Origin of the sequence: Aeromicrobium erythreum (assembly GCF_001509405.1) — a bacterium.
Taxonomy (GTDB): domain Bacteria; phylum Actinomycetota; class Actinomycetes; order Propionibacteriales; family Nocardioidaceae; genus Aeromicrobium; species Aeromicrobium erythreum.
The window spans coordinates 2,269,265-2,289,136 of sequence record NZ_CP011502.1 but is presented as its reverse complement, the minus strand read 5'-3'; the positions used below and the strand labels follow the sequence as shown (position 1 = coordinate 2,289,136).

Annotated in this window: 19 protein-coding genes and 1 riboswitch; of the genes, 12 read left to right on the top strand and 7 right to left on the bottom strand. The window is 70.8% G+C overall.

Annotation, left to right across the window (positions count from 1 at the left end; all coding sequences use genetic code 11):
• Positions 1–54: 54 nt before the first annotated feature.
• Genes ctaC through Aeryth_RS10740 form a run of 4 tightly spaced genes read left to right on the top strand, consistent with a single transcriptional unit; the run spans position 55 to position 4,289 of the window.
• Positions 55–903 (top strand): aa3-type cytochrome oxidase subunit II, encoded by an 849-nt coding sequence (gene ctaC, locus Aeryth_RS10755; protein ID WP_067858374.1) that lies wholly within the window; start codon positions 55–57, stop codon positions 901–903.
• The gene (gene ctaD, locus Aeryth_RS10750) at positions 903–2,660 is read left to right on the top strand and encodes an aa3-type cytochrome oxidase subunit I (RefSeq protein ID WP_067858371.1); all 1,758 of its coding nucleotides are present in this window, start codon (positions 903–905) and stop codon (positions 2,658–2,660) included. The genes ctaC and ctaD overlap by 1 nt, the downstream gene beginning before the upstream one ends.
• 3 nt (positions 2,661–2,663) lie before the next feature.
• On the top strand, positions 2,664–3,068 hold the full coding sequence (locus tag Aeryth_RS10745; RefSeq protein WP_317698907.1) for a cytochrome c oxidase subunit 4: 405 nt from the start codon (positions 2,664–2,666) through the stop codon (positions 3,066–3,068).
• 39 nt (positions 3,069–3,107) lie between these two features.
• Positions 3,108–4,289 (top strand): L,D-transpeptidase, encoded by a 1,182-nt coding sequence (locus Aeryth_RS10740; RefSeq protein WP_236749720.1) that lies wholly within the window; start codon positions 3,108–3,110, stop codon positions 4,287–4,289.
• Between the two features lie 551 nt (positions 4,290–4,840).
• Here Aeryth_RS10740 and qcrB read toward each other — a convergent pair.
• From qcrB to ctaE, 4 genes are all read right to left on the bottom strand, one after another.
• Positions 4,841–6,544, bottom strand: coding sequence for a cytochrome bc1 complex cytochrome b subunit (gene qcrB / locus Aeryth_RS18120; protein WP_067858368.1), 1,704 nt, complete (start codon positions 6,542–6,544; stop codon positions 4,841–4,843).
• Positions 6,541–7,608 (bottom strand): cytochrome bc1 complex Rieske iron-sulfur subunit, encoded by a 1,068-nt coding sequence (gene qcrA / locus Aeryth_RS10730; protein ID WP_067858365.1) that lies wholly within the window; start codon positions 7,606–7,608, stop codon positions 6,541–6,543. Before qcrA ends, qcrB begins: the two co-directional genes overlap by 4 nt.
• A gap of 5 nt (positions 7,609–7,613) precedes the next feature.
• Positions 7,614–8,444, bottom strand: coding sequence for a cytochrome bc1 complex diheme cytochrome c subunit (qcrC, locus tag Aeryth_RS10725; protein WP_067861630.1), 831 nt, complete (start codon positions 8,442–8,444; stop codon positions 7,614–7,616).
• A gap of 96 nt (positions 8,445–8,540) precedes the next feature.
• Positions 8,541–9,179, bottom strand: coding sequence for an aa3-type cytochrome oxidase subunit III (gene ctaE, locus Aeryth_RS10720; protein WP_470207139.1), 639 nt, complete (start codon positions 9,177–9,179; stop codon positions 8,541–8,543).
• A gap of 24 nt (positions 9,180–9,203) precedes the next feature.
• Here ctaE and Aeryth_RS18315 point away from each other — a divergent pair, with 24 nt between their 5' ends.
• Positions 9,204–9,614 carry a response regulator gene (locus tag Aeryth_RS18315; protein ID WP_417863350.1) on the top strand — a complete coding sequence of 137 codons (411 nt, stop codon included), beginning with the start codon at positions 9,204–9,206 and terminating at the stop codon, positions 9,612–9,614.
• Positions 9,611–10,657 (top strand): anthranilate phosphoribosyltransferase, encoded by a 1,047-nt coding sequence (gene trpD / locus Aeryth_RS10710; RefSeq protein WP_067858360.1) that lies wholly within the window; start codon positions 9,611–9,613, stop codon positions 10,655–10,657. The genes Aeryth_RS18315 and trpD overlap by 4 nt, the downstream gene beginning before the upstream one ends.
• A 12-nt stretch (positions 10,658–10,669) precedes the next feature.
• On the opposite strand, the gene Aeryth_RS10705 is transcribed toward trpD, so the two are convergent.
• Both Aeryth_RS10705 and Aeryth_RS10700 read right to left on the bottom strand, forming a co-directional pair.
• Positions 10,670–10,945, bottom strand: coding sequence for an Lrp/AsnC family transcriptional regulator (locus tag Aeryth_RS10705; RefSeq protein ID WP_067858357.1), 276 nt, complete (start codon positions 10,943–10,945; stop codon positions 10,670–10,672).
• Positions 10,942–12,681 carry a DEDD exonuclease domain-containing protein gene (locus tag Aeryth_RS10700; RefSeq protein ID WP_067858354.1) on the bottom strand — a complete coding sequence of 580 codons (1,740 nt, stop codon included), beginning with the start codon at positions 12,679–12,681 and terminating at the stop codon, positions 10,942–10,944. The genes Aeryth_RS10705 and Aeryth_RS10700 overlap by 4 nt, the downstream gene beginning before the upstream one ends.
• Positions 12,682–13,485: 804 nt before the next feature.
• Here Aeryth_RS10700 and Aeryth_RS10695 point away from each other — a divergent pair.
• From Aeryth_RS10695 to Aeryth_RS10685, 3 genes are all read left to right on the top strand, one after another.
• A complete protein-coding gene (locus Aeryth_RS10695; RefSeq protein ID WP_067858351.1) occupies positions 13,486–13,707 on the top strand; it encodes a hypothetical protein in 222 nt (73 codons plus the stop codon).
• A 95-nt stretch (positions 13,708–13,802) separates the two neighbouring features.
• Positions 13,803–13,966: riboswitch (cyclic di-AMP (ydaO/yuaA leader) on the top strand.
• Positions 13,967–13,990: 24 nt separating this feature from the next.
• Positions 13,991–14,956 (top strand): C40 family peptidase, encoded by a 966-nt coding sequence (locus tag Aeryth_RS10690; protein WP_067858348.1) that lies wholly within the window; start codon positions 13,991–13,993, stop codon positions 14,954–14,956.
• Between the two features lie 27 nt (positions 14,957–14,983).
• Entirely contained in the window at positions 14,984–16,231 is a 1,248-nt protein-coding gene (locus Aeryth_RS10685) for a hypothetical protein (protein ID WP_144433752.1), read from the top strand.
• On the opposite strand, the gene Aeryth_RS10680 is transcribed toward Aeryth_RS10685, so the two are convergent.
• Positions 16,198–17,985: an AMP-dependent synthetase/ligase gene (locus Aeryth_RS10680; RefSeq protein ID WP_083516395.1), complete on the bottom strand. Its 1,788-nt coding sequence runs from the start codon at positions 17,983–17,985 to the stop codon at positions 16,198–16,200. The two genes, Aeryth_RS10685 and Aeryth_RS10680, sit on opposite strands and share 34 nt — an antisense overlap.
• 101 nt (positions 17,986–18,086) lie before the next feature.
• Here Aeryth_RS10680 and Aeryth_RS10675 point away from each other — a divergent pair, with 101 nt between their 5' ends.
• From Aeryth_RS10675 to Aeryth_RS10665, 3 genes are read left to right on the top strand one after another with little or no spacing between them, the layout of a single operon-like run.
• Positions 18,087–18,524, top strand: coding sequence for an SRPBCC family protein (locus Aeryth_RS10675; RefSeq protein ID WP_067858342.1), 438 nt, complete (start codon positions 18,087–18,089; stop codon positions 18,522–18,524).
• Positions 18,517–18,855, top strand: a complete 339-nt coding sequence (locus Aeryth_RS10670; RefSeq protein WP_067858339.1) for a hypothetical protein — start codon at positions 18,517–18,519, stop codon at positions 18,853–18,855. The genes Aeryth_RS10675 and Aeryth_RS10670 overlap by 8 nt, the downstream gene beginning before the upstream one ends.
• Positions 18,852–19,871, top strand: coding sequence for an ROK family glucokinase (locus Aeryth_RS10665; protein WP_067858336.1), 1,020 nt, complete (start codon positions 18,852–18,854; stop codon positions 19,869–19,871). Before Aeryth_RS10670 ends, Aeryth_RS10665 begins: the two co-directional genes overlap by 4 nt.
• The last annotated feature ends 1 nt before the right edge of the window (position 19,872 follow it).

The window sequence follows — 19,872 nt, the reverse complement described above, 5'->3', positions numbered from 1 at the left end:
GTGAACAGGTCATCGCATGAGTGGTGTGGACAAGAAAGGCGCCTCGTGGGTCGGATGAAGCTGGCGGCTGCTGTCGTCGTCGCAGTTCTCCTGAGTGGTTGCTCGCCCGTCGCGGACCACGACATCAAGCGCCTCGCGCTTCCTGTCGCCGCCAGTGACCGGTCGCAGCCCGTGTGGGACCTGTGGCTCGGCGCCTGGATCGCCGTGCTGGTCGTGTTCGTGCTCGTCTTCGGGCTCATCGTCTACGCCTCCGTGCGCTACCGCCGTCGCAGCGACGACGAGGTGCCCACGCAGGTGCGCTACAACCTGCCGCTCGAGGCGCTGTACACGATCGCCCCGGTGATCGTCGTCGCGGTGTTCTTCTTCCACACCGTCACGAGCCAGAACGAGGTGCTCAAGGAGGTCGAGAACCCCGACCACACGATCGAGGTCGTGGGCTCGAAGTGGCAGTGGGCCTTCAACTACCTCGACGAGGACGCCACGCAGGGCGAGGACGTGTACGACTTCGGCACGCCCGACCAGCCCGCCGAGCTGTGGCTGCCGAAGGGCGAGTCGGTGCGCTTCAACCTGCGCAGCCCCGACGTGATCCACTCCTTCTGGATCCCGGAGTTCTACTTCAAGATGGACGTCGTCCCCGGGCGTGACAACACGTTCGACATGACGCCGACGCGCGAGGGCACGTTCACCGGACGTTGCGCCGAGCTGTGCGGGCTGTACCACTCGCGGATGATCTTCAAGGTCAACGTGGTCTCGCCCGAGGAGTACGAGGCCCACCTCCAGGACCTCGTGAGGATCGGTCAGATCGGTGCCCCCGCGGGCCAGAAGGAGGCCGACGCCGTCGCCGGTCTGCGCGGTGCCGACACGGAGGACGACCAGGACGTCCAGGACGGAGCGGGTAACTGATGGCCACCACTGCGGCATTCGACGACGGTCGGGAGACCACCACCGTCCGTCGTGAGACGACGCTCGGCCAGAAGGTCGTCACGATCATGACGACCACCGATCACAAGGTGATCGGCAACATGTACCTGGCCACGTCGTTCATCTTCTTCCTGATCGGCGGCGTGCTCGCGCTGGCGATCCGCGCGAACCTCATGCAGCCCGGCTCGAACCTGCTGTCGGACGAGGCCTACAACCAGGCCTTCACGATGCACGGCACGATCATGCTGCTCATGTTCGCGACGCCGCTGTTCTTCGGCTTCGGCAACGCGATCATGCCGCTGCAGATCGGCGCGCCCGACGTCGCGTTCCCGCGTCTGAACATGTTCAGCTACTGGCTGTACCTGTTCGGCTCCACCATCGTCGTCTCGGGCCTGTTCGTGCCCGGCGGCGCTGCGAGCTTCGGCTGGTTCGCGTACGCCCCGCTCTCGGACGGCGTCAACTCGCCCGGCATCGGCGGTGACCTGTGGGTCATGGGTCTGTGGATGTCGGGTCTGGGCACGATCCTCGGTGCCGTCAACTTCATCACCACGATCTTCTGCATGCGCGTGCCCGGCATGACGATGTTCCGCATGCCGATCTTCGTGTGGAACACGCTGGTGACCAGCCTGCTGGTGCTCATCGCGTTCCCGATCTTCGCCGCCGCGCTCCTGACGCTGGCCGCGGACCGCATGCTCGGGGCCCACGTGTTCGACGCCGCGAACGGCGGCCCGATCCTGTGGCAGCACCTGTTCTGGTTCTTCGGGCACCCCGAGGTGTACATCATCGCGCTGCCGTTCTTCGGCATCATCTCCGAGATCCTGCCGGTCTTCAGCCGCAAGCCGATCTTCGGCTACGTCGGCCTCGTGGCCGCGACGCTGCTGATCGCCGCCCTCTCGGTGGCGGTGTGGGCGCACCACATGTTCGTCACGGGTGCGGTCGACCTCGCGTTCTTCAGCTTCATGACGTTCCTCATCGCGGTACCGACCGGCGTGAAGTTCTTCAACTGGATCGGCACGATCTGGGGCGGGAGCATCTCCTTCGACACCCCCATGGTGTTCTCGCTGGGCTTCCTCGTGACCTTCCTCTTCGGTGGTCTGACGGGCGTCATCCTGGCGTCGCCGACGCTGGACTTCCCGCTCTCGGACTCCTACTTCGTCGTGGCGCACTTCCACTACGTCGTCTTCGGCACCGTGGTGTTCGCGATGTTCGCCGGCTTCTACTACTGGTGGCCGAAGCTCACCGGGCGGATGCTCGACGAGAAGCTCGGCAAGATCCACTTCTGGCTGCTGTTCATCGGCTTCCACATGACCTTCCTCGTCCAGCACTGGCTGGGTGTCGAGGGCATGCCGCGCCGCTACGCCGACTACGGCCCGAACGACGGCTTCACGACGCTGAACGAGATCTCCTCGATCGGTGCCTTCCTGCTCGGTGCCTCGACCCTGCCGTTCCTGTGGAACGTGTGGAAGTCGCGCAAGAGCCCGCTGGTCAAGCTCGACGACCCGTGGGGCTGGGGCCGCTCGCTGGAGTGGGCCACGAGCTCGCCCCCGCCGCGGCACAACTTCCACTCCCTGCCTCGGGTCCGCAGCGAGAGCCCTGCGTTCGACCTGCACCACCCGGAGATCGCGGAGCTGGAGCTGCTGCACAACCCGGACGAGGGCGGCCTCTTCGCCGACGCGCCGAACACGAACGGCAAGGGTGCGGCCATCAAGGACGCCAAGCAGCAGAAGGACGGTGAGTGAGCGATGAAGGGCATGAAGGCCGAGTACTGGGTCATCATCTCCTGCGGGATCTTCTTCGTCTTCATCGCGCCCGTGTACTGGGTGCTGACGGAGGACCCGACGGGCACCACGGCGCTCGTCATGACGTTCCTGCTGTGCGCGCTGCTGGGCTTCTACCTGTACGTCGTCGCCAAGCAGATCCCGGCACGTCCGGAGGACCTCGACGACGCCGAGATCGCCGACGGCGCCGGTGAGCTGGGCTTCTTCCCGCCGTACAGCTGGTGGCCGCTCTACTGCGCCCTGGCGCTCGCGACGATCGTCCTGGGCGTCGTCGTCGGCTGGTGGCTTTTCATCATCGGCGCCACCATCGGCGCGGTGACGGTCTGCGGCTGGGTCTACGAGTACTACCGGGGCGTGCACGCCCACTGACTGGTCGGTGCGTTCGTGCTCACCGCGTAGGATGACGCGGTGAGCACGACGAACCGTTCCCTGCGCCTGCTGATGGGTGCTGTCCTCCTGGTGACCCTGGGCGCCTGCACGGCCGCCCGGTCCGAGCAGCCGTCGGCTTCGCCGACGCAGCAGCCGGCCACGGTGAGTGCGAACGTCGAGGACCAGGCGTCCGACGTCCCCGTCGACACGGTCGTCTCGGTCGAGGTGCAGCACGGCACCGTCACCGAGGCGTCGTTGACGTCGTCGGACGGCAAGCAGGTCGTCAAGGGCGAGGGCGGCGACGGTCGCTGGGCAGCCACGTCGCGGCTCGAGCCGGGCACCGCGTACACGCTGACCGCGCAGGCGGAGGGCACCGACGGGAAGCCGGCGAAGCTGGTGCGCACCTTCACGACGCGGGCCCTGACGCTGGACCAGCAGACGTACCCCGCGGTCGCTCCGCTGGCGAACGAGACGGTGGGCGTGGGCATGCCGGTCATCGTCACGTTCGACGTGCCCGTGGAGAACAAGAAGCTGTTCGAGCAGCACATGCACGTCACGTCCACCCCGAAGGTCGAGGGTGCCTGGCACTGGATGAGCGACACGGTCGTGCACTACCGGCCGAAGGAGTTCTGGCCTGCGGGCACCAAGGTGTCGGTCGACCTCGACCTGAACAGCCTGCCCGCCGGCAACGGCGTGTACGGCCAGCAGGACCAGCACGTGCCGTTCACGGTCGGACGTCGCATCGTGTCGACGGTCGACGTCGCCCGGCACACGCTGACGATGAACATCGACGGCCGCGACGTGCGCACCATCCCGGTCTCGACCGGCAAGCCGGGTCACGAGACCCGCGGCGGCACGAAGGTCATCATGGAGAAGTTCGCGTCGGTCGACATGGACGCCGCGTCGACCGGCGTCTCGGAGTCCGACCCCGACTACTACGACATCAGCGACGTCCGGTGGGCGATGCGCGTGACGAACTCCGGCGAGTTCCTCCACGCCGCGCCGTGGTCGGTCGGCTCCCAGGGCCGGGAGAACGTGAGCCACGGCTGCGTCGGCATGAGCACCGCCGACGCCCAGTGGATCTACGACCAGTCGCGCCGCGGCGACGTCGTGAAGTTCGTCAACAGCGGCCGCTCCCTCGAGCAGAACAACGGCTGGACCGACTGGAACACCCGCTGGAGCGACTGGGTCCAGGGCTCCGCCCTCAAGCGCGCCTCCTGAGGCTTCTGCCCCGCCGGGCGGGGGAGTGGCGGGCTCTTGGTGCGCCGGCGCGTCCTACGGGCCCGTGGGGCGGCTGAGGACTCGTCCTGCGGCTGCGTCGGCGCGGGTCGTCGTGGGTGTGGTCTCCGCAAAGGCCTCGACCGGGCAGCTGGGCGGCGCGCTGGTCTGGGGTCTTGGGCTGCGGGTCGCGCTCGGGGTGGACGCAAGAATCTGCGTTCTCGCCCGCTTAGCGGTAGGTCTGCCGCCGAATCACCCGTCGGGGGTAGGTCTGCCGCCTTTCCGAGCGCTGTAGAGGCGGTGGATCTACCGCTGAGCTGGGCTGTCGTGGCAGGAACGCAGAATCCTGCGTCCCACGAGAGCCACAGCCCGAGAATCAGAGCCACCTCGCCGCCCAGCCGCCCGGTCGAGGCCCTTGCGGAGACCAGACCCAGCACGAGCTGAAGCAGCGCACCAGCAGAGGTCGGACCCCCCTCGCAGCAGCGCACCAGCAGGGGAGGGGACGACGAAGGGCCCCGGAATACTCCGGGGCCCTTCGTCGTGCGTGCGGTCGGTCAGTGCGACTTCGGGATGCCGGTCTCCGACACGCCCTGGAAGTCCTCACCGAGGTGCACGGGGTGGCCCTCGATCTCGGCCAGGTGCTCGTCGGCGTGCTCGACCTCGGCGAGCGTCGGCTTGTCGATCGCACCCTTGTAGTAGAACGAGCGCACCCGGTGGCGGACCTTCGCGACCCGGCCGTGCGGCAGCGCGACACCGTTCTCGTCCGTCTCGGCCGGAGCCTCGAGGGCCGGGAGACGGTCGTGCGCGGTGAGGCGGTACTGCTCCGTGACCGGGAGCGGGGCGTGACGCTCCGCGTAGCTGCCGTCGGGCGAACGCTCGATGACACCGGTCTCGTAGCCGTGCAGGATCTTGTTCTGGTCGGCGCGCTGCAGACCGATGCAGATCCGTCGCGTGATGATGAACGCGATCACCGGGAACAGGAAGATGCCGATCCGGAAGATGTGCGTGAGCGCGTTGATGCTCAGGTGGAACTGCGTGGCGATGATGTCGTTGCCGCCGGCAGCCCAGCCGACACCGTAGAACGTCATGCCGGCCACGCCGAGACCCGTGCGGGTCGGGGCGTTGCGCGGACGCTCCAGCAGGTGGTGCTCACGCTGGTCGCCGGTCACCCAGCGCTCCACGAACGGCCACAGGGCGAGGACCGTGAACAGCAGGCCCAGTCCACCGACACCCGGGATGAAGACGTTCCAGCTCCAGGTGTGGCCGAGGAAGGTGCTCTCCCAGTTCGGCATGATGCGCACGAGACCCTCGGAGAAGCCCATGTACCAGTCGGGCTGCGAGCCGGCCGTGACCTCCGACGGGTTGTACGGACCGTACGCCCACACCGGGTTGATCTGCACCAGCGCGCCCATGAGGGCGGTGAAGCCGAAGACGACGAAGAAGAAGCCGCCGGCCTTCGCCGCGTACACGGGGAGCATCGGGTAGCCGACGACGTTGTCGTTCGTGCGTCCGGCGCCCGGCCACTGCGTGTGCTTGTGGTAGACGAGCAGCAGCATGTGCGCGGCGATCAGGCCGAGCAGCAGGGCCGGGATCAGCAGGATGTGCGCCATGTACAGGCGGGGGATGATCTCCTCGCCCGGGAACTCGCCGCCGAAGATGAAGAACTCCAGGTAGGAGCCGACGAGCGGGATCGAGCGGATCAGGCCGTCGACGAAGCGTAGGCCGGTGCCCGAGAGCAGGTCGTCGGGAAGCGAGTAGCCGGCGAAGCCCTCGACCATGCCGAGCGCCAGCAGGCCGACACCGATGAGCCAGTTGATCTCACGCGGCTTGCGGTACGCACCCGTGAAGAAGATGCGCAGCATGTGGGCGAGCATCGCGCCCACGAACAGCGCCGCCGCCCAGTGGTGGATCTGCCGCATGAGCAGACCGCCGCGGATGTCGAAGGAGATGTGCAACGTCGAGGCGTAGGCCTGCGACATCTCCAGCCCACGGAACGGGGCGTAGGAGCCGTCGTAGACGACCTCGGACATGCTCGGCTGGAACCAGAACGTCAGGAAGACGCCGGTGAGCAGCAGCACGACGAAGCTCCACAGGGCGATCTCGCCGAGCATGAACGACCAGTGCTCCGGGAAGACCTTGCGCAGGTTCTTCTTCGCCACCCCGGCCAGTCCGAGGCGGTCGTCGAGCCAGCCGACGGGACCAGCGGCCTTCTTGCCGAAGCCCGTGTCCTCGACCGGCGTGTAGGTGTCAGTGCTCATGACTCACCATCCAGTCTCTTCTGGTCGCGCGCAAGCTCGGGATAGCTCGGCGCCACGATCTCGGGGAAGTCGCTCATCGCGATGATGTAGCCCTCGGAGTCCACACCGAGCGGCAGCTGCGGCAGTGGACGGTGGGCGGGGCCGAAGATGACCTTGCCGTTGTCGGCGAGATCGAACGTCGACTGGTGGCAGGGGCACAGCAGGTGGTGCGTCTGCTGCTCCCACAGCGAGATCGGGCAGCCGACGTGCGTGCAGATCTTGGAGTAGCAGAGGATGCCGTCGATGCCCCAGTTCTCGCGACCCTCGGAGGGCGTGATGTCCTCCGGGCGCATGCGTACGACGATGATGGCGGCCTTCGACTTGGCCGCGAGGAGCTCGTGGCCGTGGACCTCGGCCTCCTCCTCGCCCTCGGCGGGGAAGAAGACGGCTGGCTCGGCGTTGATGAGCTGACCGACCTCGATCTCCTCGGGGCGGATGGGCAGGCCCGAGACGTCGTTGACGACGCGCATGCCCTTCTTCCAGACCGTCTCGTCCTGGCCGTGGGGGAGCGGGCCGAGGTCGCGCAGCAGCACGACCGACGGGACCGCCAGCGCGCCCACGGAGAGGAAGAGGCTGTTGCGGATGAGCGGTCGACGACCGACGCCCGACTCCCGCAGGCCGGCGTTGATGTCGGCCATGACGGCCTCGCGGTCCTCGGCGGAGGAGCGGGCCGGGTGACGCATCTCGACCATCTCGTGGTCGCCCATGAGCTTCTTGGCCCACTGGATGATCCCGACGCCGATCAGCAGCAGACCGCCGCCGAGCGTCGCGCCGAGGGCGAAGTTCGACGCGGACCAGTTGAGGAACGTCTGGTCGGAGTCGATCGCGAAGTAGGAGACGGCGAACAGCACGAACAGCAGCGCCGCCACGGTGAACATGCCGGAGATCTGACGCTCGGCGCGGCGCTCCTGCGCCGGGTCGACGTCGGTGGGACGCCACTGGTGCGGCTGCAGGCCCGGGTCTTGCACCGGCTCGGTGCGGGCCGGGGTGCTGCTGCTGTCGTGGGACTGGATCTCGTCACTCATCTCGTTCAGGCCTTCTTCTTCTTCGATCGCGCTCCGTGGGCACCGATCCAGATCGCGAAGCCGATCAGACCGCCGATGCCGAGGACCCAGACGAACACGCCGTCGACGACCGGGCCGAGGCCGCCGCCGCCGAGGCCGCCGTAGTTCGGCTGCTCCTGGACGCGCTTGATGTAGGCGATGACGTTGCGCTTGTCCTCAGGGGTGATGAGGTCGTCGTTGAAGACCGGCATCTGCTGCGGACCGGTGACCATGGCCTCGTAGATGTGCTTGGCGCTGACGCCCTTGAGCGTCGGGGCGTAGCGGCCGTTGGGCAGCGCGCCGCCGGCGCCGACGGAGTTGTGGCAGGCGGTGCAGTTGGTGCGGAAGAACTCGCCGCCCTCACGCAGGCCCTCGACGTCGACGTCCTTGTAGTTCAGGTACTCCTCGGCCGGGATGGCCGGGCCGGGCGCCAGCGACGCGATGTACGCGGACAGCTGGCGGGTCTCCTCGGCGTCGTACTCGGGTGCCTTGCGCGGTGCCTGCGGAGCGCTCTGCGCCATCGGCATGCGGCCGGTGCCGACCTGGAAGTCGACGGCAGCGGCGCCGACGCCGATCAGCGACGGACCGTAGTTGCCGCCGTCCTTCGTCGTGATGCCCTCGGCGTTCTGCCCGTGGCAGCTGGCGCAGCCGATGAGGAAGAGCTCGCGCCCCGCCTCGACGTCGCGTGCCGTGTACTGCTCCGCCTGGGCGGGCTTCGGGGCGAGCGCGGACCAGAGCCCGGCAGCGGCCACGAGACCGAGCACCAGGACGACGAGTCCGGCGAGGGGGTGACGGCGGCGGGTCGACAGAGTGCGCACCGAGAACCTCATTCCTGTCAGGGGTAACCAGCGTACCTAGCGTTCTGCCAGGTCCGCAGGCTTAGGTTGGCCTAACGCCGAGCCGTGCGGCAGGCGTCAGCGGATCAGGTAGATGGTCGCGAACAGGGCGACCCAGACGATGTCGACGAAGTGCCAGTAGTACGACACGACGATCGCGGAGATGGCCTGCTCGTGCGTGAAGCGGCGGGCGACGAACGTGCGGCCGATCACCAGCAGGAAGGCCAGCAGACCACCGACGACGTGGATGCCGTGGAAGCCGGTGGCGAGGTAGAAGAGGGAGCCGTAGGCCGAGGACGGGATGGTCACGCCCTCGTGGACGAGCTCGGCGTACTCGAAGGCCTGGCCGCCGATGAAGATCGCGCCCATGACGTAGGTGAGCACGAACCACTCGCGCATGCCCCACTTGCGGAACTGCAGCAGCGTCCCCGTGCGTCCGGGACGGCCGCGCTCGGCCGCGAAGACGCCGAACTGGCAGGTCAGCGACGACAGCACGAGGATCGAGGTGTTGACGGCCGCGAACGGCACGTTCAGCAGCTGCGTCTCCTGGTCCCAGAGCGCGGGCGTGACGTTCTTGACGGTGAAGTACGCGGCGAAGAGGCCGGCGAAGAACATCAGCTCGCTGGAGAGCCAGACGATCGTGCCCACCGTCACCATGGAGGGACGCCCCTCGGTGCCGTGGAGTCGGGACGCGGGGATCACGGAAGTAGTGGCCACGCGCTCATTATGTACGATTCCCACGTGACCGAGCGCAGCAGGTTCCGAGTCCTGGTCTACAGCGATGACCGAGACGTGCGGAACGCCGTCATGGCAGCGCTGGGCACGCGCCCGCACCCCGACCTCCCCGAGGTCGAGTTCGTCGAGTGCGCGACGGAGCCGGTCGTCTGGCAGTACCTCGACGACGCCCGTCGTCGTCCGGACCTCGTCGTCCTCGACGGCGAGTCGACGCCCGTCGGCGGACTCGGCGTGGCGCGGCAGATGAAGGACGAGATCTTCCAGGCGCCGCCGGTGCTCGTGCTGACCGGCCGCCCGCAGGACGCCTGGCTCGCGACCTGGTCGCGCGCCGACGCCGCCGTGTCCCACCCGATCGACCCGCTGCGGCTCGCCGAGGTCTTCGTCGACCTCGCGCGCTCCGTGCTGCAGCCGGGGTGAGCGCGCGCACCTGGCCCGACGTGCTCGACGAGCTCGTCGGAGGCCGCGACCTGGACTCCGGGTCGACCGCGTGGGCGATGGCGGCGATCCTCGAGGGCGAGAGCACGCCGGCGCAGATCGCCGCGTTCGCGGTGGCGCTGCGCGCGAAGGGCATCTCCCAGGCCGAGCTGCAGGGACTCGTCGACGCGCTGCTGTCGCACGCCGTCCTCGTCGACGTCCCCGGCCGGGTGGTCGACATCGTCGGCACGGGTGGCGACCGGGCCAAGACGGTCAACATCTCGTCCATGTCGGCCGTCACGGCGGCCGGTGCGGGCGCCCCCGTCGTCAAGCACGGCAACCGCGCCGCGTCGAGCCAGAGCGGCACCGCCGACGTGTTCCAGGTGCTGGGCGTGCGGCTCGACGTGCGGGCCGCGTCGGTGCCGGCGGTGCTCGAGCGCGCCGGCATCACCTTCTGCTTCGCCCCGCTGTTCCACCCGGGGCTGCGCTTCACCGGCCCGCCGCGGCGCGAGATCGGCATCGCCACCCCGTTCAACGTCCTCGGCCCGCTGGTCAACCCCGCGCGTCCGCAGGCGTCGGCGGTCGGGTGCTCCGACCTGCGCACGGCACCGCTCATGGCGCAGGTCTTCGCCGACCGCGGCGACGACGCGTTCGTCTTCCGTGGCGACGACGGTCTCGACGAGATCACCACGACGACCACCACTCGCGTGTGGACGGTCGTGGGCGCCGGCGTCGTGGAGGAGGTGCTCGACCCGCGCGAGCTCGGGTTCTCGCTGTCGTCGCCCGAGGCGCTGCGCGGCGGCGACCCCGTGCACAACGCCGACGTGTTCCGCCGGATCCTCGACGGCGAGGTCTCGCCCGTCCGCGACGCCGTGCTGCTGAACGCGGGTGCTGCCCTCGCGGCCTACGACGGCGGCAGCGGACCGCTGCTGGAACGCCTGGCTGCAGGTGTCGAGCGGGCGCGGGCGTCGATCGACTCCGGGGCCGCGCGCGACGTGCTGGCCCGCTGGTCCGCTGTCACGCAGGAGCTGGCACCGACCGACTGAGCAGCCGTCGGCTCAGAGCCCGATGCTGAACGCGTCCTCGAGGTCGTGCCGGCTGAAGGTCTGGAACGCGATCTGCGTCTGCGTCGACAGCACGCCGTCGACCTTGTTGAGCCGGTCGGCGACGACCGCGGAGACGTCGTCGATCCGCGGCACCCGCACCATCGCGACGAGGTCGAGGTCGCCCGTGACGGAGTACACCTCGCTCACCCCGTCGAGGTCGGCGATCTGCGCGGCGGTCTCGGACAGCCGGGACACCTCGGCCTGGATGAAGACGATGGCGGTGATCACGCCGACAGCCTAGACCGCGTGGCGCGCTGGTCGTCGGACTCCGTCGGGAGGGCGGCGACGTGCCGGGCCGCGCCGGCCGTCGGGACCTGCCACGACCCGCGCACCATGCGCACGCCCGGGGACTCGAGCCAGCGCAGGAGCGTCTCGGTCTCCTCGACCGACGCCGCCGGCGCCGGATGGGTGCCGTTGCCGGGCGTGGGCACGTCCTCGGCGGTGGCGAGCAGCGTGTCGACCCAGGCGGCGGGGTGCACGTGCCGGGGGAGCAGGCCGGCGGCGGCGAGCCGGCCGTGACGCACGACGTGCACCTCCCAGCCCTTCTCCGCCGGTGCGGCCGCCACGAGCTCGGCGACGTCGGTGAGCTGCCGCAGCCGCTGGGTGCGGTCGACGGCCCGCAGCGACGCGGCCAACCGGTCGCGCACCTGCGCCGCCTCCTCGTAGCGCTGCTGCGCCCCGAGCTCGCCCATGCGGGCGCGCAGCCGCTCGACGACCTCGGCGGGGTCGCCCGTGAGCGCGGCGTCGAGGCGGGCGACCTCGGTGGCGTAGACGTCGGGGTCGAGGTCGCCGGTGCAGGGCGCGAGGCAGCGTCCGAGGTCGGCCAGGGCGCACGTGCTGCCCCGCGGTCGACGGCCCATGCGGGTGGTGCACTGACGCACCTGGAACGTCTCGTGCAGCGCGGCCAGGGCCAGCTCGCCCTGGCTGCGGTGGCCGAAGGGACCCACGTACACGGCGTCGTCGTCGAGCACGCGACGCACCATCGACAGCCGCGGCCAGGGCTCGCGGGTCAGCTTGATCCACGACTGGCGCTCGGGGAAGCGCGACCGTCGGTTGTACGGGGGGCGGTGCGCGGCGATGAGCCGCAGCTCGCGCACCCGCGCCTCGAGCGCGGTGGCGCAGACGACGGCGTCGACGCGCTCGGCGAGCTTGACCATCTCGCCCATCCGGGTGCGCGTCTCCGCGGCGGTGAAGTAGCTGCCGACCCGCTTGCGCAGGTCGCGCGACGTGCCGACGTAGAGCACGTCGTCGCGCGCGTCGCGGAAGAGGTAGACCCCCGGCTCGTGCGGCAGGTGCTGCGCGAGGTGACGCTTGCGTCGCTGCTCGGGCGTCACCTTCGAGGTGAACGTGACCGCGTCCTCGAGGGTGTGCACGCCGAGCGAGCCGAGCCGCTCGAACAGCCCGTGCAGCACGTCGACGGTGGCGCGGGCGTCGTGCAGGGCCCGGTGGTCGGGGGTCGTGCCGGCACCGAAGTGCGCGGCGAGCGTCGAGAGCTTCACGTTGCGCACCTCCTCGCGCAGCAGTGCCCGCCGCGCGAGCACGGCGGTGTCGAGCACCTCGAACCGCGGCCACGGGATGCCCAGCTCGCGGGCGTTGTGCTTGAGGAAGCCGACGTCGAAGGGCGCGTTGTGCGCCACCAGCACGCTGCCCGCCGCGAGCTCGAGGAAGCTGGGCAGCGCCTCGGCGATCCGCGGGGCCTGCACCACCATCGCGTCGGTGATGCCCGTGAGCACCGTGATGAACGCAGGGATGCTCTCCTCGGGGTTCACGAGCGTCTGCAGCTCGCCCAACACCTCGCCACCGCGCACCTTGACCGCGCCGATCTCCGTGATGCGCGCCCCCGCCTTCGGCGACCCGCCCGTCGTCTCGAGGTCGACCACGCAGAACGTGACGTCGCTCAACGGCCGCCCCAGCTCCTCGAAGCTGGCCTGGTGGTGCACGGGTCGCGTGGGCTGGCTGGTCACGGAGGTGACCGTAGGCGTGGGGTCGGACAGAGTCGGGGCTCCTGGGGGACGGGGGGCGTCCTGCGGCTGCGTCGGTGCGGCTTCTCTCTCGACCTGCGGCTGCGTCGGTGCGGGTTCTCTCTCGGGTGGGGCTGCGCCGGTGCGGCTTCTCGTCGACCTGCGCTCCGAAAGGGCCTCGACCGGGCGGCTGGGTGCGACGGCGGCTCGGGTTCTCGGGCTGTGGCTCCCGTTGGGGGCGCAAGATTCTGCGTTTGCGCGGGCCATCGGTGGACCTGCAACCTTCTGAGCGCTCTATAGGTGGCAGATCCACCACTGAGGGGGCCAGACGTCGCAGAGGTTCTCCCTTCTCGTGGACCGTGCCACGAGAAGGGAGAAGCGCTGCCCACCCCACCCCCGAGGGCACCCAAGATTCTTCGTTCGCGCGTGGAAGTCGAACGCTTCTACGTTGGTGACGGGATCCCGTAGCAAACGCAGAAGCCTTGGAGTCCCAACGCACGAACGCAGATTCTTGTGTCCAATGGGGGCCACAGCCCGAGAACCAGAGCCGCCGCCCGCCCAGCCGCCCGGTCGAGGCCTTTCGGAGACCATACCCAGCGCCAACCGAGGCAGCGCACCAGCAGGACGAGACCCCCGCGGCAGCGCACCAGCAGGACGAGACCCCCGCGGCAGCGCACCAGCACGACGAGACCCACCGCGGCAGCGCACCAGCAGGTCGAGACCCGCCGCAGACAGCGCCGCAGCCCGGCGCACGGCGCACGAAGCACGCAGGGGTTTCTGTCGGGACCGCTGTCTAGCGTCGTGGGCATGAACAGTGAATCCGTCGTCATCGACTGCGACAGCTGCCTGGTGCGCAGTGCCAGCGCGTGCGGCGACTGCGTGGTGAGCGTCCTGCTCGGGGGGCCGCCGCAGGGGGTGGAGGTGGCGCCGGAGGAGATGGCGGCGCTCACGGCCCTCGCCGACGAGGGGCTCGTCCCGCCGCTGCGGCTCGTGACCCCGCTGTCGGGCCCCGACGTGCAGGCAGGGTGACGCGGCTCGCCGTGGGAACCCCTCCTCGACGCGACCCCCCGTCGGCTAGACTCGGCCTCTGTGCGACCGGAGCATGCTGCTCACCCTGAGCGGCATCGGACGCACCGCCGAACTGGCCCGGACGTGGGGAAGACGTCCAGGCCGGACCGGGGAACCATGTTCCTGGGGTGAATCGTGGCGCCGTCCCGCACGGCGTCGCGTAGGGCAGACCTTGGCCCGAACCCGTCAGCTCACCCGGTAGGCGACGAGGACACTGGAGAGAGCACACGTGCACCGACGAGGCATGCCCCGGACGACCCGCACCCATCGCACCGCCGCCGCGGTCGCCGTCCTGACGGTCGGAGCGACGCTCGGCGTCGTCGGCCCCGCGCAGGCCGACCGCGTCACCCCCGCCGACGTCGAGAAGGCGTTCCACGAGGCCGAGGTCGCGAACGAGCAGGCCAACCAGCTCGAGGAGGACGTCAAGGAGGCGCGCGCCGAGATCGCCGACCTCGACGCCGACATCGCCGACCAGCTCGCCGTGTACGAGCGTCAGCGCAAGGCGCTCGGCGCGTCCGTCGTGCAGCAGCAGCTCGACAACCCGCTCGGCCCGACCGCGAGCCTCTTCGGCAGCAAGGACCCGCAGCAGTTCCTCGAGGGCCTCGGCGCCGTCCAGGCCCTCAACAGCACCCGCGCCGACGCCGTCGAGGCGTTCGCCGCCACCGCGCAGGAGCTCAAGAACCGGCGCACGCTGCTCAAGGAGCGCAAGGCCGAGCTCGACCGCGACCGCGACCGTGCCGACGCGAAGCGCGACGAGATCGAGAGCCGCTACCAGGAGGCGAAGACGGCCCTGTCGCGGCTGTCCGCCCCGCAGCAGAAGACGCTCACGAAGAGCGACACCACCGTCGACTTCACGGTCGAGGCCAGCGGACGCGGCGCCGCCGCCATCCAGTTCGCGATGGCCCAGCTCGGCAAGCCGTACATCTACGGTGGCGTCGGCCCCGACGGCTACGACTGCTCGGGCCTGGTCATGAAGTCCTTCGAGGCCGCCGGCGCGTCGCTGCCGCGCGTCGTCGGGCCGCAGTACCAGGCCTCGCAGCCCGTGCCGATCAGCCAGGTCCAGCCCGGCGACATCGTGTTCTTCCCCGACATGTCGCACGACGGCATCTACCTCGGCGACGGCAAGGTCATCCACGCACCGCGTCCGGGCAAGACGGTCGAGATCACCACGCTCTCCATCGGCTTCACCATGGCCGGCCGCGTCGGCTGACCCTGCGATGACCCACCCGCGTCGGCCATGAGGAGGCCGTCGGCCAACGTCGTGGCCGTCGCCGTCCTCGTGGCCGTCGCCGCGGCGGTGCTGCTGTGGCAGCGACCCTGGGCCGGGCAGCCGGCCGCCGCTCCCGCGCCCGTCGCGGTGCCCGCCGACGCACGCGCCGTGCTGGCCGACCAGCTGCAGGCCCTGTCCGACGCCGACACCGAGCAGGCGTTCGTCGCCGCAGCGGGGTCGACCGCTCGGGCCCGCACGTTCGCTCAGGAGGCGTGGGACGCCCGCCGCGACCTCGGCGTGGAGTCGGTGACGCTGCGCTACCTCTCCGGCGGCGACGTCGCCGACCGCGCCGACGGCTCGACGCTGGCCACCGTCGAGGTGTCCTGGCGGGCCGGGGCCGACTCGCCCGTGGCAGGGACGGCCGTGCGGTCGAGCCGGGTCGGTCTGCGGCTCGACCCCCAGCGCGACGGGACGTTCGCCGTCCGCAGCGCCACCAACGTCGGGCAGGACCGTCTGCCGCTGTGGCTGGCAGGTGAGGTGCGGGTGGGCGAGGGTCCCGACGACGTGCGCGTCGTCAGCGTCGACGGCGGCGTGCCCGACCTCGACGCGCTCGCCGCCGCCACGCGCGCCGACCGTGCCGTGCGCGCGACGGTCGCCGACGCCGACGGACGCCTCACGGTGGTCGCGCCGCGCTCACGGGCGACCACCGCGGCGCTGGTGGGGGAGACCCAGGACGAGGTGGCGGCGATCGCCGGCGTGACGACGACCGTCGACGGCACGACCGGGACCGCCCGCGTCATCGTGCTGAACCCCGACCTCTTCGCCGACATGGACGCACGGGCCCGGCAGGTCGTCATCACCCACGAGGCGGCCCACCTGCTCACCGGCGCGGTGGGGACGTCGATGGTCACGTGGGTGGCGGAGGGCTTCGCCGACTACGTGGCGCTGCGCCGCGACGACGCGCCGCTCGCCGTCAGCGCGGGGCAGGCGCTCGCTCAGGTCCGGGCCGACGGTCCGCCGCGCACCCTGCCCGACGCCGACACGTTCGCCGCAGCGGGCGGGCACGGGCTGGGTGCCGTGTACGAGTCGGCCTGGCTCGTGTTCCGCATGCTTGCGCAGGAGCGCTCGAACGAGAGCATCGTCGCCTTCTACGAGTCGGTGCGCGACGGCGCCGACGTCGACGACGCCGCACGGCGTCACCTGGGGCTCAGCGTCGCGCAGATCACCACGCAGTGGCGGGCCTACCTGGAGAAGAGCGCCTCGACGGTGTCGTGAAGGTCGCGCAGCACCGCGGTGCGCTTCACCTTGAACGACGGCGTGAGGTAGCCGTTCTCCTCGGTCCAGTCCTCCTCGAGGATCACGAACTTGCGGATCGACTCAGCCTGGGAGACCAGCGAGTTCGCGTCGTCGACCGCCGACTGGACGGCGGCCTCGAGCTCGGGGGAGTCCAGGGGGCCGTCCCATGCCTCGCGGTCGATGGTGACGAGCGCGGCGATGAACGGCTTGCCGTCGCCCACGACGAGGCACTGGCTCACGACGGGGTGCGCCCGGACCCGGTCCTCCAGCACCGCCGGGGCGACGTTCTTCCCGCCGGCGGTGACGATGATCTCCTTCTTGCGGCCGGTGACGCGCACGTAGCCGTCGTCGTCGACGTCGCCGAGGTCGCCGGTGGCGAACCAGCCGTCGGCGTCGAGAGCGGCGGCGGTGGCCTCGTCGTTCTCCCAGTAGCCGTGGAAGACCTGCGGGCCGCGGAACAGCAGCTCGCCGTCGTCGGCGATCCGCACCTCGGTGTCGGGGAACGGGCGGCCGACGGTCCCGACGCGCTGGGCGGTCGGCGTGTTGACGCACAGGGCCGCGGTGGTCTCGGTGAGGCCGTAGCCCTCCAGGACGGTGACCCCGATGCCGCGGTAGAAGTGCGCGAGCCGGTCGCCGAGGGGCGCGCCGCCGGAGATGGCCCACTCGGCGTGGCCGCCGAGCGCCGCCCGGAGCTTGCCGTAGACGAGCCGGTCGAAGAGGGCGTGCCGCGCGGCGAGCACCGGCCCGACGCGCTTCGGTGCGCCGCGACGTGTCGTCGCGTCCTGCGCCTTGCTGTAGGCGATGGCCGTCGCCACCGCGCGGTCGAAGATGCGGCCCTTGCCGTCGGCGTAGGCCTTCGTGCTGGCGGAGTTGAAGACCTTCTCGAAGACGCGCGGCACGGCGAGCACGAAGGTGGGCTGGTACTCGCCGAGGTCGGCCACGAGGTCCTTGACGTCGGCGGTGTGCCCGAGCCGCGCGCCGGAGCGGATGGCGCCGACCTGGATGATCCGCGCGAAGACGTGCGCCAGCGGGAGGAACAGCAGGGTGGAGGCACCCTCGCGGCCGAACAGCTCCGGCAGCCGCTCGAGGGCGCCGCCCAGCTCGGCGCGGAAGTTGCCGTGCGTGAGCCGGCAGCCCTTCGGCCGCCCGGTCGTGCCAGACGTGTAGATGAGGGTGGCGAGCGAGTCGGGCGTGAGCGTCGAGCGCGCCTGCTCGAGCTGCGCGTCGTCGACCTGCGACGCCTGCGCGCGGACGGTGTCGAGGCCACCGTCGTCCAGGCACCAGACGTGCTGGAGGGCGGCCGTCGCGTCGCGCACGGAGTCGACGCGCTCGCGGTGGTGCGGGCTCTCGACCACGGCGGCGACGGCGCCGGAGTCGGAGAGGATCCACGAGATCTGCTCGGCCGAGGACGTCTCGTAGATCGGCACCGTGACGGCACCGGCCCACCAGATCGCGTAGTCGACCAGCGTCCACTCGTAGCGGGTGCGCGACAGCAGCGCCACGCGGTCGCCCGGGCGCACGCCGGCGGCGAGCAGGCCCTTGGCGACCGCGACGACGTCGGCGTGGAACGCACCGATGCTCACGTCGGACCATCCGTCGGGCCCGCGGCGCGCCAGGGCGACCGCGTCGGGGTCGCGTGCGAGCCGGTCGAGGACGTCGTCGGTCAGGTTGCCCTGGTCGGTCGACGCCGGCGAGGCGGCGGGGACTCGGGTGGCATCGTCCGCAGCAGTCACGTAGCGCAGGCTACTCGCCGTCGACGCCGCACCGGAGGCGTGGGGCGGCGGCGACGCGCCGTCCCACTACGATGAGGATCCGACCGACCGAGGAGGGCTGCATGGCGCGCACGACCAGCGACATCGTCATCGATGCCGCGCCCTCCGCCGTCATGGCGGTCATCGCCGACTTCGACGCCTACCCGGCGTGGGCCACGGGCGTGCGCCAGGCCGACGTGCTGGCCACCGGTGCCGACGGACGCGCCGACCACGTGCGCTTCACGCTCGACGCCGCACCGATCCGCGACACCTACGAGCTGCTCTACACGTGGGACGGCGACCGGTCGGTGTCGTGGCGTCTCGCCGAGAAGGCCACGGTCCTGACCGCGCTCGACGGCACCTACGCGCTCGCGGTGGTCGACGGCGGGACGCGGGTCACCTACCAGCTGGCCGTCGACGTGGCCGTGCCGTTGCTCGGCACGCTCAAGCGCAAGGCGGAGAAGGTCATCATCGACGCGGCGCTGAGCGGGTTGAAGCAGCGGGTCGAGAGCCTTGCCTGAGGACGAGGTCGGGTCCCTCGGGCAGGAGACCCTGAAGCTGCTCCGCGCGCTCGCCGTCGACACCGAGTCGGTCGCCGACGCCGTGCGCGACGCACCGGACCCCGACGCCCCGGCACCTGACCACACAGGGACCGAGGCCGGGTCGCAGCACGTCTGCACCACGAGCTGGTGCCCGGTGTGCCAGGTGGTCGGCTTCGTGAAGGACAACCCCGAGGTGGTTGAGGAGGTCGCGCTGGCGGCCCTCCACCTCGCCCGGACGGTGCGCGACGCCTTCGAGGCCGCCACCCGCACGGCCGCACCGGCCGACGACGAGGAGGAGACGCGCCCATGACGGGTCAGCGCAGCACGGACCGCCCGCCGACCCTCGGCGTGGGCGTCGACATCGGTGGCACCAAGGTCGCCGCCGGGCTCGTCGACGCCGACGGCACGATCCTCGACAGCGTCTCCGAGCCCACCCCGGCCGGCGGCAAGATCGCGGCGCTCGTGGCCGACCTCGTCGACCGCCTGCGCGACCGTGCCACGGCGCCGGTCGCCGGCATCGGCGTGGGTGCGGCGGGCTTCGTCTCCGCCGACCGCTCGACGGTCACGTTCGCGCCGAACATCGACTGGCGCGACGAGCCCCTCGGTGCGGACATCGCGCGGCTGCTCGACCTGCCGGTCGTCGTCGAGAACGACGCGAACGCCGCGGCGTGGGGCGAGTACCGCTTCGGTGCCGGCGCCGACTCCGACGACCTGCTGCTCGTGACGATCGGCACCGGCGTCGGTGGCGGCGTGATCCAGGACGGTGACCTCGTGCGGGGCGGCTTCGGCGCCGCCGCCGAGGTCGGCCACCTGCGGCTGGTGCGCGACGGCCGGCTGTGCGGGTGCGGCCAGCACGGCTGCTTCGAGCAGTACGCGAGCGGCAGCGCCCTCGTTCACGACGCGCGGGAGCGCGCGGCGTCCGACGACCCGACGGCGGCGGCCCTGCTCGCCCGCGCGGGCGGCGTCGACGCGATCACGGGCCCGATGGTCACCGACCTCGCCCAGCAGGGCGACCCCCTGTGCGTCGACCTGCTGCACGACCTCGGCACCTGGATCGGCGAGGGCTGCGCCTCGCTCGCCGCCGTCCTCGACCCCACCGTCATCGTCATCGGCGGGGGCGTGGGCGCGGCCGGCGACCTCGTGCTGGGACCGGTCAGGGCAGCGTTCGAGGAGCACCTGCCCGCCCGCTTCCACCGGCGTGTGGCCGAGGTCCGGCTCGCGACGCTCGGCAACGAGGCCGGCATCGTCGGCGCGGCCGACCTCGGGCGTGCCGCGTCCGACCGCACCACCAGCACGTCGGCCCCCGCCGACCGGACAGGAGACTGAC

Excerpts from the sequence above, each read along its gene's own strand:
- ctaC (WP_067858374.1), top strand. The coding sequence starts at position 55 with ATGAAGCTGGCGGCTGCTGTCGTCGTCGCAGTTCTCCTGAGTGGTTGC.
- ctaD (WP_067858371.1), top strand. The coding sequence starts at position 903 with ATGGCCACCACTGCGGCATTCGACGACGGTCGGGAGACCACCACCGTC.
- Aeryth_RS10745 (WP_317698907.1), top strand. The coding sequence starts at position 2,664 with ATGAAGGGCATGAAGGCCGAGTACTGGGTCATCATCTCCTGCGGGATC.
- qcrB (WP_067858368.1), bottom strand. The coding sequence starts at position 6,544 with ATGAGCACTGACACCTACACGCCGGTCGAGGACACGGGCTTCGGCAAG.
- qcrA (WP_067858365.1), bottom strand. The coding sequence starts at position 7,608 with ATGAGTGACGAGATCCAGTCCCACGACAGCAGCAGCACCCCGGCCCGC.
- Aeryth_RS10695 (WP_067858351.1), top strand. The coding sequence starts at position 13,486 with ATGAACAGTGAATCCGTCGTCATCGACTGCGACAGCTGCCTGGTGCGC.
- Aeryth_RS10690 (WP_067858348.1), top strand. The coding sequence starts at position 13,991 with ATGCCCCGGACGACCCGCACCCATCGCACCGCCGCCGCGGTCGCCGTC.
- Aeryth_RS10685 (WP_144433752.1), top strand. The coding sequence starts at position 14,984 with ATGAGGAGGCCGTCGGCCAACGTCGTGGCCGTCGCCGTCCTCGTGGCC.
- Aeryth_RS10675 (WP_067858342.1), top strand. The coding sequence starts at position 18,087 with ATGGCGCGCACGACCAGCGACATCGTCATCGATGCCGCGCCCTCCGCC.
- Aeryth_RS10665 (WP_067858336.1), top strand. The coding sequence starts at position 18,852 with ATGACGGGTCAGCGCAGCACGGACCGCCCGCCGACCCTCGGCGTGGGC.